Below are 15,068 nucleotides of genomic sequence, written 5' to 3' on the forward strand. Positions count from 1 at the left end.
TGTTCTTTTGCTTAATCATCCTATAAGGGTGGCAAAAGACAGCAATGATGCAAGCGAAACATGCGCCTTAGCGGTAAGTAATTAACCCGGTAAAGCCTGTTTTTGTTCTTTGAGATCCTGTTCAATGCCTTCACGAACATCCTGCGGGATCTTCAGCGCATCGCCCAGCGCATTCAGATAGCTACGCTCCATAAAGTGGTCGATATCAATCGCCGCACAGCTCAGGAAGTAAATTTCCAGCGCTTCTTCTTCGTTGCGGATACCTTGTGCCAGGCGTTGAGGATCTAGCGGTTGTTCGATGGCGCGCTCAATCAGAACGCGACCCTGCTCTTCAACGCCCGCTTCGCGGAGTTGCTGCTCAATGGCGGTACGTTCTTTAGCATCAATATGACCATCGCTTTTCGCCGCAAAAACCAGCGCCAGGATCAGACGTTCAGTTCGCTCATCCAGCGGTGAGCTTTGTGCGCCGAACTGCGGTTCATCCTGATGCGCAGCGCGAACCTTATCCTTGTATTTGTTCCATAACAAGGTACCGGCAACTGCCCCACCACCAACTAAAAGCGCGCTGGTGCCGTATTTACTCAGTAATTTACGTGAAGATTTATTAGCAACCAGTAATCCTGCCAGACCGCCTAACGCGCCCGGAACCAGAAGTTTACTCAGCCCTTGCTCGCCAGAAGATGACGCGGAGGATCCTTTTTGCCCAAGAAGAGATTGTAGTTGATTTAGCCAGTTAGCCATTTTGCCCCTCAAGTACAGACGAATAATCTTCAAAGCGTACCCGAGGGGATGTCAGGAAGTGTTCAGGTCATCAAAAGATGTGCAAATACCTTCGTTATTGCGGCTTATACTCCGCCGTTCCGGCCTTACAGTCGACTTTTACCTGATAGTGAATATCCGCGCTTTTACCGCGGACCGTCAGGGGAACTGACCATTTCCCGTCTTTGCCCGTAATATCGGGCGTGTTGACCCAGGCGACAGGGTCGGCCTGACCAACGCGTTTTTGATCGTCAGCCCAGCGGGAGATGCGATTTTGCTGATAATCACGTTTCACGCTCGCCGCAATGCCGTTTGCATCCAGTCCTTCACACTTGGGGAACTGAACATTCTTGCTTTCCGTATTTGCCGCAAACACAGATACGCTGGCGGACAACAACAGCAGGCTCAGTAACGCTCTTTTTTTATACATTCTTTTCTCCTTAATCTCCCCTTCGCCATTCATGTTGCCTGTAGCAACGTGAAATGACGTCAGGGATTGCACAATGATTCAGGGAAAAGCATGGTACAAAACGTCAGGAGCGCAAGTCGTTTCAGGCAGCCTGAGTATCATCCTCAGTGTGCGCGTCGTTTTCGACCGCCTGCGGCGATGGCAGTTTGCCATTTTTCAGAATGGCGCTCAGCACATCCTTTTGCTCAGCCAGCCACAGGGAAAGTGCTTCACGCTGCTCGTCTTCGAGCGCTACCGGCGATTGTTCCAGCCATGTGTCGAGCAAATCCGCTGTGTCCAGCATTTTGTCATACGCATCGGCTTCCTTTTTGCTGGTAAACGACATTTTTTCCTCACCTTCCCGAATGACTACGTATTTAACTTCAACCGCCATTTTTGCAGCCTCTCAAATTACCTGTATTTATGTACAGTATATTCTTTTTGCGCCTCGAAATCAACCTGGTAATAAAGACAGACGCAAACGTTTTCGTATATACTGCGCCCAGATAAAACAGGGGAATAATTTATGACGTTATTAGGCACAGCGCTGCGTCCCGCAGCAACGCGAGTGATGTTATTAGGTTCAGGTGAACTGGGTAAAGAGGTGGCGATTGAATGCCAACGCCTGGGCGTGGAAGTCATTGCCGTGGATCGTTACCCCGACGCGCCAGCTATGCATGTTGCCCATCGTTCATACGTAATCAACATGCTGGATGGCGATGCATTACGCCAGCTCGTGGAGCGTGAAAAACCAGATTATATCGTGCCCGAAATAGAGGCGATTGCCACAGATATGCTGGTAACACTGGAACAGGAAGGCCAACGCGTCGTGCCGTGTGCCAGGGCGACGCAACTGACCATGAACCGCGAGGGGATCCGTCGACTGGCCGCCGAAGGATTGTCTTTGCCGACCTCTTCTTACCGCTTTGCTGACAGCGAAGCCCGCTTTCGTGAGGCCGTCGCCGAAATCGGCTACCCCTGCATTGTGAAGCCGGTAATGAGTTCCTCCGGTAAGGGACAAAGCTTTATTCGTTCCGCCGATCGGCTCACCGAGGCCTGGGACTATGCTCAGCAGGGAGGCCGGGCAGGCGCCGGACGCGTTATCGTCGAAGGCGTAGTGAATTTTGATTTTGAAATCACCCTGCTTACCGTCAGCGCTGTTGATGGCGTCCATTTCTGCGCGCCGGTAGGACATCGTCAGGAAGATGGCGATTATCGTGAATCCTGGCAGCCGCAGCAGATGAGTGACCTGGCACTGATGCGCGCGCAGGAGATTGCCCGTAAGGTGGTGCTGGCACTGGGCGGCCATGGACTGTTTGGCGTGGAGCTGTTTGTCTGCGGTGATGAGGTGATTTTCAGCGAAGTTTCCCCTCGCCCTCACGACACGGGTATGGTGACCTTGATTTCGCAGGATCTGTCCGAGTTTGCCCTACACGTACGCGCATTTCTCGGTCTGCCCGTTGGCGCAATCCGCCAGTATGGACCTTCTGCTTCCGCCGTTATCCTGCCGCAACTTACCAGCCAGAATATCACGTTTGATAACGTGCAGGCCGCTGTAGGTGCGGGTATGCAAGTGCGTTTCTTTGGCAAGCCGGAAATCGACGGGAGCCGTCGTCTGGGCGTTGTGCTGGCCACAGCACAGAGCATTGAAGATGCGGTGATACGCGCGAAAGACGCAGCCGCACAGGTGAAAGTCGCAGGATAAAAACCAGACCCGTAGGTCGGATAAAGCATTGCTGCCGTATCTGACCTACGGTTTACGCATTAACGGATTACTGCTTCGCGCCTTCTACTGCTTCACGAGCCAGCTTAGTAATGCGATCGTAATCCCCCGCTTCCAGCGCATCTGCAGGAACCAGCCAGGAACCGCCGATGCACAGCACGCTTTTCAGTGCCAGGTAATCGCGGTAGTTAGACGGGGAAATACCACCAGTTGGGCAGAAACGGACCTGAGAGAACGGACCCGCAATCGCCTGCAGTGCTTTAGTACCACCGTTCGCTTCCGCCGGGAAGAATTTGAATTCTTTCAAACCGTAGTCCATACCCAGCATCAGTTCAGAAACGGTGCTGATACCAGGGATCAGCGGAATAGTGCCTTCGGTTGCAGCCTTCAGCAGCGGCTCGGTCAGGCCCGGGCTGATAGCAAACTGCGCACCGGCTTCGGTCACTTCAGCCAGCTGTTGTGGGTTCAGTACGGTACCCGCGCCAACGATAGCGTCTGGAACTTCTTTGGCGATCGCGCGAATGGCATCCATCGCACATGCGGTACGTAAGGTCACTTCCAGAACGCGCACGCCCCCTGCAACCAGCGCTTTTGCCATCGGCACCGCGTGTTCCAGTTTATTAACCACAATAACCGGTACAACCGGGCCAGTGGTCAGGATTGCTTCTGCACTTGTCTTCCAGTTTTTCATCAGAGTTTTCTCTCGCCTGATTACAAAATAAGTCTTAAAAAGTGATACAGGTTGCGCCCTGCTCCGCACCGGACAGCTTTTCACGCAACGCGCTGAACATTTCACGGCCTGTACCCACGCGCGATGCGCTGAGGTCAGGAATGTGAGGCTGACGAGAGGCAAGTTCCTCTTCATCAACCAGCAGCGTCAATTCACCTGTCTGTCCATTCACACGAATGATGTCGCCATCGCGTACTTTTGCCAGCAACCCGCCATCATAGGCTTCCGGGGTTACATGGATTGCTGAAGGCACTTTACCTGAAGCACCTGAAAGTCGTCCATCTGTAACTAACGCAATTTTGAAACAACGGTCCAATAATACACCAAGTGGCGGCATGAGTTTATGTAATTCTGGCATTCCGTTCGCTTTTGGTCCCTGATGGCGCACAACCACCACGCAATCCCGATCAAGCAGACCCGCATCGAAGGCCGGTAACACATCATGCTGACTTTCAAAAACGACTGCCGGTGCTTCAATTACCTGATTTTCTACCGGGACCGCCGACGTCTTCATCACTGCTCGACCAAGGTTTCCGCTCAGCACTTTGGTGCCGCCATGGTGGGAGAACGGTTGGTCAAAGGTGGCAATCACATTGCTGTCCAACGACTTCGCCGCCCCTTCACGCCAGTCCAGTTCACCCTCGTTGAGCCAGGGTTCCATGGTGTAACGTGATAAACCGAACCCGGCAACGGTGTTCACATCTTCATGCAGCAGACCCGCGTTAAGCAGTTCTCGCATTAACACCGGCACACCACCCGCGGCCTGGAAGTGGTTAATATCTGCCGGACCATTCGGGTACAAACGCGCCATCAGCGGCACGATATCGGACAGATCGGAGAAGTCGTCCCAGTTAATCAGTATCCCGGCCGCACGCGCCATCGCTACCAGGTGCATCGTATGGTTAGTTGAGCCCCCGGTCGCCAGCAGCGCGACAATACCGTTCACCACAACTTTTTCATCAATCATTTTACCGATCGGCATCCATTCATTGCCGTTTCCAGTCAGGCGCGTGACCTGACGGGCTGCCGCCGCGGTCAGTGCTTCGCGTAATGGCGCATCCGGGTGCACGAATGAGGAGCCTGGCAGTTGCATCCCCATAAACTCCACCACCATCTGGTTGGTGTTCGCGGTGCCATAGAACGTACAGGTACCCGGTGCGTGATAAGACGCCGCTTCGGATTCAAGAAGCGCCATGCGATCGACTTTACCTTCAGCATACAGCTGACGGATACGCACTTTTTCTTTATTCGCCAGACCGCTCGCCATCGGACCGGAAGGAATAAAGATTGAAGGCAGATGACCAAATGACAGCGCCGCCATCACCAGGCCCGGGACAATTTTGTCGCACACGCCGAGGAACAACGCGCCGTCGAACATATTGTGGGAAAGGCCTACTGCAGCCGACATCGCAATCACTTCACGACTCAGCAGAGAAAGCTCCATCCCATCCTGGCCCTGGGTCACACCGTCGCACATGGCAGGCACACCGCCCGCAACCTGGCCTACAGCATTGGCTTCATGTAGCGCTTTACGAATGATGGTCGGATAGTGTTCATACGGCTGATGCGCGGAGAGCATGTCGTTATAGGAGGTAATGATCGCGATATTGTTACGCAGCATGCTTTTCAGCGAAGCCTTGTCGTCCGGCTGACACGCAGCAAAACCATGCGCCAGGTTACCGCATGCCAGCTGTGAGCGATGAACGGTAGTTGATTTCGCTTGTTCAATACGGGCGAGGTAGGCGGAACGTGTGTCACGAGAACGTTCGACGATACGTTGTGTTACGCGTAACAAATTCGGATTCATAGAGGCTCCTAAAATTTATCTGTCAGAGCGTTGGATCAACAATGTGTTTCAGTTGGGTTAAAAATGGCTGAATCGCTTGTTAGCCGCAGCTCAGGGGCAAAATCGTTTCAGGCAGTGTAATAAAAAAAGCCCCGCGGGTGAATCCACGCGGAGCTTAAAAGTGCAAAAATTATTCTACAATCTGTGTTAGATCATGTTACCGGTAAAATAACACCTATGGGCTAGATGATATTTTACTCGAATTCGTTCCAGGAACGACCATCACGGGTGATCATGGCCACAGAAGCAACCGGTCCCCAGGTGCCTGCCTGATACGGCTTCGGCGCGTCATTGTCCATCGCCCATGCTTCGGTAATGGAGTCGACCCACTTCCAGGCTTCTTCAACTTCATCACGGCGCACAAACAGCGCCTGAATGCCGCGCATCGTTTCAAGCAGCAGGCGCTCGTAGGCGTCGGCAAGGTGCGTCTGGTTGAAGGTTTCGGAATAGCTCAGATCAAGCTTGGTAATTTGCAGATTATGCTTGTGATCCAGACCCGGTACTTTGTTCAGTACCTGGATATCGACACCTTCATCAGGCTGCAAACGGATGGTCAGCTTGTTCTGCGGTAGATCCTGCCAGGACTCTCTGAACAGGTTCAGCTCAGGCGTTTTGAAGTAAACCACGACTTCAGAGCACTTCGTCGGCAAACGTTTACCGGTACGCAGGTAGAAAGGAACACCCGCCCAGCGCCAGTTATCGATATCCACACGGATCGCCACAAACGTTTCCGTGTTGCTGCTCTTGTTCGCGCCTTCTTCTTCCAGATATCCCGGAACTTTTTTGCCCTGGGCAAAACCGGCGGTGTACTGGCCGCGAACCGTTTTTTCACGTACGTTCGAACGATCGATGCGACGTAGTGATTTCAGTACTTTCACTTTTTCATCACGGATGCTGTCAGCGCTCAGATCGGACGGTGGAGACATCGCGATCATGCACAGAATTTGCAGCAGGTGGTTCTGGATCATATCGCGCATTTGACCGGCCTGGTCAAAATAGCCCCAGCGCCCTTCAATACCTACCTCTTCCGCCACGGTAATTTCTACGTGATCAATAGTGCGGTTATCCCAGTTGTTCACAAACAGGGAGTTGGCAAAACGCAGTGCCAGCAGGTTCAGGACCGTCTCTTTGCCGAGATAGTGGTCGATGCGGTAAACCTGACACTCTTCGAAATACTCGCCAACCTGATCGTTGATTTCACGGGATGTTGCCAGTGACGTACCCAGTGGTTTTTCCATCACGACGCGGGCTGGTTTAGCATTCAGCTTTGCTTCACCCAGACCTTTGCAGATCGCGCCGAAGGTACTCGGCGGCATCGCAAAATAGTTGATGGTGGTCCGCGATTTTTGATCCAGCATTTTGCCCAGACGTTTAAACGCGGCTGTGTCATTGACGTCCAGATTACAAAACTCCAGACGACCGCTTAGGGTCTCCCATAAACCTTCATCGATTTTTTCTTTCATGAAGGTTTCGAGCGCTTCGCGCACAACCTTGGTATAGGCTGCTTTGTCCCAGTCGGCACGCCCAACCCCAATGATGCGGGTTTCAGGGTTAATCTGTCCGGCCTTTTCCAGTTGATACAGGGAAGGCAGCAATTTTCGCCGCGCCAGGTCGCCCTTTGCGCCGAAAATGACCAGATCACATGCCTGGGCTGTTTGCGTTACCGCCATGTCATTCTCCTCAATTAAGTGCCTGGTGCTTTTGCCAGACACTGGTTGTAATTTTATTACACTGCACTGTACTGCTTTTACGTGAATCCGGAAACCGTAAACGCTTATCCAGCCGTGCTGTTACCGTGAACAGCCGCTTTATTACCATTTCCCGTCGCAAAATGGACAAAAAAGTCGTCTTTTTTCGTACCCATGAAGAAGTAAGAAAACCAGACTCTGATCATGTAATGAAAAAAAACAACAACTATTCTGTCCATTTTGCCCCGTTGCTGCATCAGCGGGGGTACTATCTATACACTGAATCAAGCCCCGGTTTCCCCATATCGCTGAAATCGTTTTTGCCCATGACCCATGAGTCTACCTACATCATGAATATGCTGGAAAAAATCCAGTTAAAACTGGAACAGTTGAGCAAGTCAGAGCGTAAAGTCGCTGACATTATTCTTGTCTCTCCCGAGCGAGCAATCCATTCAAGCATCGCCGCACTAGCTGTAGAAGCCAACGTCAGCGAGCCGACGGTGAACCGTTTCTGTCGCAGCATGGATACCCGTGGCTTTCCTGATTTTAAACTGCATTTGGCGCAAAGTCTGGCAAATGGCACCCCTTATGTTAATCGTAATGTGGATGAGGATGACAGCGTTGAATCTTACACAGGGAAAATCTTCGAATCAGCGATGGCAAGCCTCGATCACGTTCGCCAGTCGCTGGATAACGCGGCGGTAAACCGGGCGGTAGATTTATTAACCCAGGCGAAGAAAATTGCTTTCTTTGGCCTGGGTTCTTCGGCCGCGGTAGCGCATGACGCGATGAATAAATTTTTCCGCTTTAACGTACCGGTCATCTATTCCGACGATATTGTTCTGCAACGCATGAGTTGTATGAATTGTAGCGACGACGACGTCATTGTGCTTATTTCCCATACTGGAAGGACCAAAAGCCTGGTTGAACTGGCGCAGTTGGCGCGGGAAAACGACGCCATGGTTATCGCCCTCACCTCTCCCGGCACGCCACTGGCGCGTGAAGCAACGCTGGCAATTACCCTTGATGTACCGGAAGATACTGACATTTATATGCCCATGGTCTCTCGACTTGCTCAACTGACCGTGATAGATGTGCTGGCTACAGGATTTACTTTGCGCCGTGGGGCAAAATTTAGAGATAACTTGAAGCGTGTCAAGGAAGCGCTCAAGGAATCGCGTTTTGATAAAGAATTACTCATCAAGAGTGATGACCGCTAAAAGCAATAACAATGTTCTACCCTTTTATCATCCGGGTCGTTCATTTACCGTTAATGTTTGAGAACGGCCGGATTAATGTTCACGCAACACCAAGTTGTTTCAGTCAACGGAGTATTACATGTCCAGAAGGCTTCGCAGAACCAAAATCGTAACCACGTTAGGCCCGGCAACTGACCGCGATAACAACCTTGAAAAGATTATCGCCGCGGGTGCAAACGTCGTACGTATGAACTTTTCTCACGGCTCTCCAGAAGATCACAAACTGCGGGCGGATAAGGTCCGTGAAATTGCCGCAAAACTGGGACGTCATGTGGCTATTTTGGGTGACCTGCAGGGACCTAAAATCCGCGTATCTACCTTTAAAGAAGGTAAAGTATTTCTTAATGTTGGCGACAAGTTCCTGTTAGACGCCAATCTCGGTAAAGGCGAAGGCGACAAAGAAAAAGTCGGTATTGATTATAAAGGTCTCCCTGCTGACGTCGTGCCAGGCGATATCCTGCTGCTCGATGATGGTCGCGTACAGCTTAAAGTGCTGGAAGTTCAGGGTATGAAGGTCTTCACCGAAGTCACCGTCGGTGGCCCGTTGTCTAACAATAAAGGCATAAACAAACTGGGCGGCGGTCTCTCTGCTGAAGCTCTGACTGAAAAAGACAAAGCTGACATCATCACCGCTGCGCAAATCAGCGTTGACTATCTGGCCGTCTCCTTCCCGCGCTGCGGCGAAGACCTGAACTATGCCCGCCGTCTGGCGCGCGACGCAGGTTGCGATGCGAAAATTGTCGCCAAGGTAGAGCGTGCTGAAGCCGTCTGCGACCAGAATGCGATGGATGACATCATTCTGGCTTCCGACGTGGTGATGGTCGCACGTGGCGACCTGGGCGTTGAAATTGGCGATCCTGAGCTGGTAGGTATTCAGAAAGCGTTGATTCGTCGCGCACGTCAGCTGAACCGTGCAGTTATTACCGCTACGCAGATGATGGAATCGATGATCACCAACCCAATGCCAACCCGTGCGGAAGTAATGGACGTGGCCAACGCCGTTCTCGACGGCACCGATGCCGTCATGCTCTCTGCTGAAACAGCAGCAGGTCAGTACCCGGCAGAAACCGTCGCGGCCATGGCGCGCGTCTGTCTGGGCGCCGAGAAAATCCCGAGCATCAACGTTTCTAAACACCGCCTTGACGTGCAGTTTGATAACGTTGAAGAAGCGATTGCCATGTCAGCGATGTATGCCGCTAACCACCTGAAAGGGGTCACCGCTATCATCGCAATGACGGAGTCCGGTCGTACTGCGCTGATGACGTCTCGTATCAGTTCCGGCCTGCCAATTTTCGCGATGTCTCGTCATGAACGTACGCTGAATCTGACTTCTCTGTATCGCGGCGTCACCCCGGTTCACTTTGACAGCGAAACAGATGGCGTCGTTGCCGCCAATGAAGCAGTGAACCTGCTGCGAGATAAAGGCTATCTGGTTTCCGGCGACCTGGTGATTGTGACCCAGGGCGATGTGATGAGCACCGTTGGCTCAACCAACACCACGCGTATTCTGACCGTCGAGTAACGCCAACGTTTGATGTAAAAAAGCCTCTCGTTTGAGAGGCTTTTTTTTATTTCTTCGGATAGAGATCTTTACGCTTATAGGGCTCAATTTCACCAGGCTTACGCGTCTTAAGCAGTTTCAGAATCCAGGTGTATTGCTCAAGGTGCGGCGTCACAAAGATTTCCACCTCTTCGTTCATTCGTCTGGCAATGGTGTGGTCATCCGCCGTCAGGATGTCATCCATAGGAGGACGGACCTGAATCGTCAGACGGTGCGTTTTCCCATCATAGACCGGGAACAGCGGTACCACGCGGGCGTGACAGACCTTCATCAAGCGACCAATTGCCGGTAACGTTGCTTTATAGGTAGCAAAAAAATCGACAAACTCACTGTGCTCAGGACCATGGTCCTGATCCGGCAGGTAGTATCCCCAATATCCCTGACGGACAGACTGAATAAACGGTTTGATGCCGTCATTACGCGCATGTAATCGACCACCGAAACGACGGCGCACCGTGTTCCACACATAATCGAATACCGGGTTCCCCTGATTGTGGAACATCGCTGCCATTTTCTGTCCCTGGGAAGCCATCAACATCGCCGGGATATCTACGCCCCAGCCATGAGGAACGAGAAAAATCACTTTTTCATCGTTGCGACGCATCTCTTCGATGATTTCCAGACCCTGCCAGTCAACCCGGTTCTGAATTTTTTCCGGACCACGTATGGCGAGTTCCGCCATCATCACCATTGCCTGAGGCGCAGTCGCAAACATGTCATCGACAATGGCTTCGCGCTCAGCTTCGCTACGTTCAGGAAAACACAGGGATAAATTGATCAGCGCTCTGCGACGTGAGCTTTTGCCCAATCGTCCGGCCAGGCGTCCGAGCTTTGCCAGAACAGGATCGCGAAATGATGCCGGCGTTAACGCAATCCCTGCTATCGCCGCCACGCCCAGCCAGGCGCCCCAGTAGCGCGGATAGCGAAATGATTTATTAAACTCAGGGATATACTCAATATTCTTTTTTTTCGTTTCCATGCTCTTCCAGTGTCTGGTGCGGCGAAAAGTAGATCTGCTGATAGTGTAGCGGCGCACGATGCGCCGTACAAAATAAAAAAGCCGGCACGCATAGCGTACCGGCTTTATCAGTGTGCTAATTAATCAAAACGTAGCTGAGGCATAACTTCTTTCACCTGCGCCAGGTAATCGGTGCGATCCGAGCCGGTCAGACCTTCTGTGCGCGGCAGTTTCGCCGTCAGAGGGTTAACAGCCTGCTGGTTGATCCAAACTTCATAATGCAAATGCGGACCCGTTGAACGACCGGTATTGCCTGACAGCGCGATACGATCGCCACGTTTCACTTTTTGTCCTGGTTTGACCAGCAGCTTACGCAGGTGCATATAACGCGTGGTGTAGGTGCGACCATGACGTACCGCAACATAGTATCCGGCTGCGCCGCTGCGCTTCGCTACCACTACTTCGCCATCCCCCACCGACAACACCGGCGTGCCTTGCGGCATCGCAAAGTCGACACCTTTGTGCGGTGCAACGCGTCCGGTCACCGGGTTCAGGCGACGCGGATTAAAGTTTGAGGAGATGCGGAACTGCTTCGCCGTCGGGAAACGCATAAAGCCTTTCGCCAGCCCGGTACCGTTACGGTCATAGAACTTACCGTCTTCAGCACGGATGGCGTAATAGTCTTTGCCCTCAGAGCGCAAACGTACGCCCAGCAGTTGGCTTTGCTCACGCTTGCCGTCCAGCATTTCGCGAGACATCAGCACCGAGAACTCATCGCCCTTTTTCAGTTTGCGGAAATCCATCTGCCACTGCATGGCCTTAATCACCGCGCTGATTTCAGAGCTGGTGAGTCCGGCTTCTTTGGCGCTGGGGACGAAGCTTCCGCCCACGGTGCCTTTGATTCGGCTGTTAACCCAATCTCCCTGCTGCATTTCGCTGCTCATCTTGAAACCCGTCGCGGTGCGATCGTAAGTACGGGTTTCTCGGCGAGACACTTCCCAGGTCAGGCGCTGCAGGTCACCTTCCGCGCTTAACGTCCAGGAAAGTTGCTGACCAATTTTCAGGTTACGCAGTTCCTTATCGGAAGCAGCGAGCTGGCTGATATCGCCCATATCGATGCCGTACTGATTAAGAATACTGCTCAGCGTATCGCCCGTGGAGACGACATATTCATGCACGCCAGCCTCACCAGACGTTTTGTCATCCAGTTCATCCTGTGGGATAGCTTCGTCTTCCTGAGCGGCCTGATCGATAGGTTCGCTGGCCTCTGGCAACAGTGAACGAATCTCGCTTTTTTCCAGCTCGATAGTTTTAACGATAGGTGCGGAATCGGGATGGTAAACATAAGGCCGCCAGACGGCGACGGCCAATGTCAGTACGGTAAGCGACCCCAGCATAACGCGATGGGGTCGCGGCAGATTATTAAATGCCAGAGCGACAGAGCGGGCTATCTGTTGCACGTATTCACTTCCTCATTAATCTCCTTTCAGGCAGCTCGCATACTGGTTGGCTAATTGGTTTAAAAACGCTGAATAGCTTGTTTTACCCAGTTTGATATTCGTACCGAGCGGATCCAACGTTCCCATTCGAACGGATGTCCCTCTCGCGACGGCTTCAACGACCGCTGGCCTGAACTGTGGCTCAGCAAAAACGCAGGTTGCTTTTTGCTCAACCAACTGTGTTCTTATTTCATGTAAACGCTGCGCACCAGGTTGAATCTCAGGGTTCACGGTAAAGTGACCAAGCGGTGTTAGTCCGTAGTGTTTCTCGTAGTAGCCATAGGCGTCATGAAAAACGAAATAACCTTTTCCCTTGAGCGGTACGAGCTCGTTACCTACCTGCTTATCGGTTGCGGCTAATTGTGCCTCAAAATCCTTCAGGTTGGCGTCAAGTTTGGCTCGACTTTGCGGCATAAGTTCCACTAATTTTTCATGGATTGCAACCGCTGAGGCCCGCGCTATCTCTGGGGAAAGCCAAAGATGCATGTTGTAATCGCCGTGATGGTGATGCTCGTCACTTTTTTCACTGCCAGCATCATTGTGTCCATGATCGTCGTCGTCGTCATCCGCACCTTTCATGAGTAACGGTTTCACGTCATTGAGCTGCGCAATCGTTACCTGTTTCGCGTTAGGAATATTCTTGACTGATTTTTCCATAAACGCTTCCATCTCAGGTCCGATCCAAACGACTAAGTCCGCGCCCTGTAAGCGTTTTACGTCTGAAGGACGCAATGAGTAATCGTGTTCGGAAGCCCCGTCGGGCAGCAGAACCTGGGTGTCAGTGACCCCGTCAGCAATGGCTGAAGCAATAAACCCCAGCGGCTTAAGAGAAGCAACGACAGCGGCATTTGCTGCCTGTGTTGCACTACCCCAAAGAGCAGCGGATAATGCTGCGAAAAGAAGCGTATTTTTATGTAACATAATGCGACCAATCATCGTAATGAATGTAAGAAATGTGATATTATAACATTCTATAACTTCTGCAAGACTAAAATTGATATGACGACTTTGGTTTCACTGGAAAATGTCTCGGTCTCTTATGGTCAACGCCGCGTCCTCTCTGACGTTTCGCTTGAACTTCGACCCGGTAAAATATTAACGCTACTCGGCCCAAACGGTGCCGGGAAATCTACGCTGGTGCGCGTTGTATTAGGCCTGGTAGCGGCTGATGAGGGAGTTATCAAGCGTAATGGTCAATTGCGGATCGGCTATGTGCCGCAAAAACTGTACCTCGATACTACGCTTCCGCTGACGGTAAGCCGGTTTATGCGTTTACGTCCCGGCACCAAAAAAGAGGATATCCTCCCGGCACTGAAACGCGTTCAGGCCGGGCATCTGATGAATGCGCCGATGCAAAAACTCTCCGGCGGAGAAACGCAACGCGTGCTGTTGGCCCGTGCTTTATTGAATAGACCTCAGCTACTGGTACTTGATGAGCCAACCCAGGGTGTGGATGTCAATGGGCAGGTTGCACTGTACGATCTTATCGACCAGTTGCGACGTGAACTGGATTGCGCCGTACTGATGGTTTCCCATGACCTGCATCTGGTGATGGCAAAAACCGATGAAGTACTGTGTCTGAACCATCATATTTGTTGTTCTGGTGCGCCGGAAGTGGTTTCTATGCACCCGGAATTCATCTCAATGTTCGGGCAACGCGGTGCCGAACAACTCGGAATTTACCGTCATAATCATAATCACCGCCACGATTTACAGGGTCGTATCGTCTTACGCCGGGGAAATGGTCACTCATGATTGAATTGTTATTACCCGGTTGGTTAGCCGGGATCATGCTGGCCTGTGCCGCTGGCCCACTCGGCTCGTTTGTGGTCTGGCGTCGAATGTCTTACTTCGGTGATACGCTGGCTCACGCTTCGCTGCTGGGCGTCGCCTTCGGCCTGCTGTTGGATGTAAACCCCTTCTATGCAGTCATCGCCGTCACTTTGTTGCTGGCTGGCGGTCTGGTATGGCTGGAGAAGCGCCCTCACCTCGCGATCGATACCTTACTGGGCATTATGGCCCACAGTGCGCTGTCATTGGGGTTGGTTGTCGTTAGCCTGATGTCTAACATCCGTGTGGATCTGATGGCCTACCTGTTTGGTGATTTGCTCGCCGTGACGCCAGAAGATCTTATCTCTATCGCCATTGGCGTGGTTATCGTTCTGGCGATTTTGTTCTGGCAGTGGCGCAACCTGCTGTCGATGACCATCAGCCCGGATCTGGCATTTGTCGATGGCGTGAAACTGCAACGCGTCAAGCTACTGCTGATGCTGGTTACGGCGTTAACTATTGGCGTGGCGATGAAGTTTGTCGGGGCGCTGATCATCACCTCGCTGCTGATCATCCCCGCGGCGACCGCCCGCCGCTTTGCCCGTACGCCGGAGCAGATGGCAGGGGTTGCCGTTGGTGTGGGAATGATAGCGGTTACAGGCGGACTGACCTTCTCGGCCTTCTATGACACCCCGGCAGGTCCTTCCGTAGTGCTGTGTGCTGCGCTGTTGTTTATCTTCAGCATGATGAAAAAGCAGGCAAGCTAAACGTGGGTTGCCCGGTGGCGCTGCGCTTACCGGGCATACAAAATCGCCCAGGCCTGATGA

At 52.3% G+C, this 15,068-nt stretch carries 14 protein-coding genes; 5 read left to right on the top strand and 9 right to left on the bottom strand.

The window, feature by feature from the left end; translation table 11 throughout:
- Positions 1-81: 81 nt before the first annotated feature.
- From OGV94_RS07090 to yebG, 3 genes are all read right to left on the bottom strand, one after another.
- Entirely contained in the window at positions 82-741 is a 660-nt protein-coding gene (locus OGV94_RS07090; RefSeq protein WP_075146019.1) for a tellurite resistance TerB family protein, read from the bottom strand.
- A gap of 94 nt (positions 742-835) precedes the next feature.
- Entirely contained in the window at positions 836-1,189 is a 354-nt protein-coding gene (gene yebF / locus OGV94_RS07095; RefSeq protein ID WP_043016690.1) for a protein YebF, read from the bottom strand.
- Positions 1,190-1,310: 121 nt separating this feature from the next.
- Positions 1,311-1,601, bottom strand: a complete 291-nt coding sequence (gene yebG / locus OGV94_RS07100; RefSeq protein WP_032943780.1) for a DNA damage-inducible protein YebG — start codon at positions 1,599-1,601, stop codon at positions 1,311-1,313.
- 132 nt (positions 1,602-1,733) lie between these two features.
- Here yebG and purT point away from each other — a divergent pair, with 132 nt between their 5' ends.
- Entirely contained in the window at positions 1,734-2,912 is a 1,179-nt protein-coding gene (gene purT / locus OGV94_RS07105; RefSeq protein WP_286522972.1) for a formate-dependent phosphoribosylglycinamide formyltransferase, read from the top strand.
- Positions 2,913-2,979: 67 nt separating this feature from the next.
- Here the strand turns inward: purT and kdgA are convergent, their stop codons facing one another.
- The 3 genes from kdgA to zwf all read right to left on the bottom strand — a co-directional run bounded on the left by kdgA (position 2,980) and on the right by zwf (position 7,176).
- Positions 2,980-3,621, bottom strand: coding sequence for a bifunctional 4-hydroxy-2-oxoglutarate aldolase/2-dehydro-3-deoxy-phosphogluconate aldolase (kdgA, locus tag OGV94_RS07110; RefSeq protein WP_043016693.1), 642 nt, complete (start codon positions 3,619-3,621; stop codon positions 2,980-2,982).
- A 34-nt stretch (positions 3,622-3,655) separates the two neighbouring features.
- Entirely contained in the window at positions 3,656-5,467 is a 1,812-nt protein-coding gene (edd, locus tag OGV94_RS07115) for a phosphogluconate dehydratase (protein WP_043016694.1), read from the bottom strand.
- A gap of 233 nt (positions 5,468-5,700) precedes the next feature.
- Positions 5,701-7,176 (bottom strand): glucose-6-phosphate dehydrogenase, encoded by a 1,476-nt coding sequence (gene zwf / locus OGV94_RS07120; protein WP_043016695.1) that lies wholly within the window; start codon positions 7,174-7,176, stop codon positions 5,701-5,703.
- A 368-nt stretch (positions 7,177-7,544) separates the two neighbouring features.
- Between zwf and OGV94_RS07125 the strand changes: the two genes are divergently transcribed.
- Positions 7,545-8,414: a MurR/RpiR family transcriptional regulator gene (locus OGV94_RS07125; RefSeq protein WP_043017934.1), complete on the top strand. Its 870-nt coding sequence runs from the start codon at positions 7,545-7,547 to the stop codon at positions 8,412-8,414.
- A 118-nt stretch (positions 8,415-8,532) separates the two neighbouring features.
- A complete protein-coding gene (gene pyk / locus OGV94_RS07130; protein WP_043016696.1) occupies positions 8,533-9,975 on the top strand; it encodes a pyruvate kinase in 1,443 nt (480 codons plus the stop codon).
- Positions 9,976-10,021: 46 nt separating this feature from the next.
- Here pyk and lpxM read toward each other — a convergent pair whose 3' ends face one another.
- The 3 genes from lpxM to znuA all read right to left on the bottom strand — a co-directional run bounded on the left by lpxM (position 10,022) and on the right by znuA (position 13,392).
- Complete coding sequence (gene lpxM, locus OGV94_RS07135) at positions 10,022-10,993, bottom strand: lauroyl-Kdo(2)-lipid IV(A) myristoyltransferase (protein WP_075146017.1); 972 nt, start codon at positions 10,991-10,993, stop codon at positions 10,022-10,024.
- A 119-nt stretch (positions 10,994-11,112) separates the two neighbouring features.
- Positions 11,113-12,432, bottom strand: coding sequence for a murein DD-endopeptidase MepM (mepM, locus tag OGV94_RS07140; RefSeq protein WP_286522974.1), 1,320 nt, complete (start codon positions 12,430-12,432; stop codon positions 11,113-11,115).
- A gap of 15 nt (positions 12,433-12,447) precedes the next feature.
- Positions 12,448-13,392, bottom strand: a complete 945-nt coding sequence (znuA, locus tag OGV94_RS07145; RefSeq protein ID WP_286522976.1) for a zinc ABC transporter substrate-binding protein ZnuA — start codon at positions 13,390-13,392, stop codon at positions 12,448-12,450.
- A gap of 78 nt (positions 13,393-13,470) precedes the next feature.
- On the opposite strand from znuA, the gene znuC reads away from it, so the two are divergent.
- Both znuC and znuB read left to right on the top strand, forming a co-directional pair.
- Positions 13,471-14,226 carry a zinc ABC transporter ATP-binding protein ZnuC gene (znuC, locus tag OGV94_RS07150; protein WP_047410527.1) on the top strand — a complete coding sequence of 252 codons (756 nt, stop codon included), beginning with the start codon at positions 13,471-13,473 and terminating at the stop codon, positions 14,224-14,226.
- Complete coding sequence (znuB, locus tag OGV94_RS07155; RefSeq protein WP_003034874.1) at positions 14,223-15,008, top strand: zinc ABC transporter permease subunit ZnuB; 786 nt, start codon at positions 14,223-14,225, stop codon at positions 15,006-15,008. Before znuC ends, znuB begins: the two co-directional genes overlap by 4 nt.
- The last annotated feature ends 60 nt before the right edge of the window (positions 15,009-15,068 follow it).

It is taken from the genome of Citrobacter sp. Ce006 (assembly GCF_030336535.1).
Classification (GTDB): Bacteria; Pseudomonadota; Gammaproteobacteria; order Enterobacterales; family Enterobacteriaceae; genus Citrobacter; species Citrobacter europaeus.

Coding starts and splice junctions, on each gene's coding strand:
- OGV94_RS07090 (WP_075146019.1), bottom strand. CDS start 741: ATGGCTAACTGGCTAAATCAACTACAATCTCTTCTTGGGCAAAAAGGA.
- yebF (WP_043016690.1), bottom strand. CDS start 1,189: ATGTATAAAAAAAGAGCGTTACTGAGCCTGCTGTTGTTGTCCGCCAGC.
- yebG (WP_032943780.1), bottom strand. CDS start 1,601: ATGGCGGTTGAAGTTAAATACGTAGTCATTCGGGAAGGTGAGGAAAAA.
- purT (WP_286522972.1), top strand. CDS start 1,734: ATGACGTTATTAGGCACAGCGCTGCGTCCCGCAGCAACGCGAGTGATG.
- kdgA (WP_043016693.1), bottom strand. CDS start 3,621: ATGAAAAACTGGAAGACAAGTGCAGAAGCAATCCTGACCACTGGCCCG.
- edd (WP_043016694.1), bottom strand. CDS start 5,467: ATGAATCCGAATTTGTTACGCGTAACACAACGTATCGTCGAACGTTCT.
- zwf (WP_043016695.1), bottom strand. CDS start 7,176: ATGGCGGTAACGCAAACAGCCCAGGCATGTGATCTGGTCATTTTCGGC.
- OGV94_RS07125 (WP_043017934.1), top strand. CDS start 7,545: ATGAATATGCTGGAAAAAATCCAGTTAAAACTGGAACAGTTGAGCAAG.
- pyk (WP_043016696.1), top strand. CDS start 8,533: ATGTCCAGAAGGCTTCGCAGAACCAAAATCGTAACCACGTTAGGCCCG.
- lpxM (WP_075146017.1), bottom strand. CDS start 10,993: ATGGAAACGAAAAAAAAGAATATTGAGTATATCCCTGAGTTTAATAAA.
- znuA (WP_286522976.1), bottom strand. CDS start 13,392: ATGTTACATAAAAATACGCTTCTTTTCGCAGCATTATCCGCTGCTCTT.
- znuC (WP_047410527.1), top strand. CDS start 13,471: ATGACGACTTTGGTTTCACTGGAAAATGTCTCGGTCTCTTATGGTCAA.
- znuB (WP_003034874.1), top strand. CDS start 14,223: ATGATTGAATTGTTATTACCCGGTTGGTTAGCCGGGATCATGCTGGCC.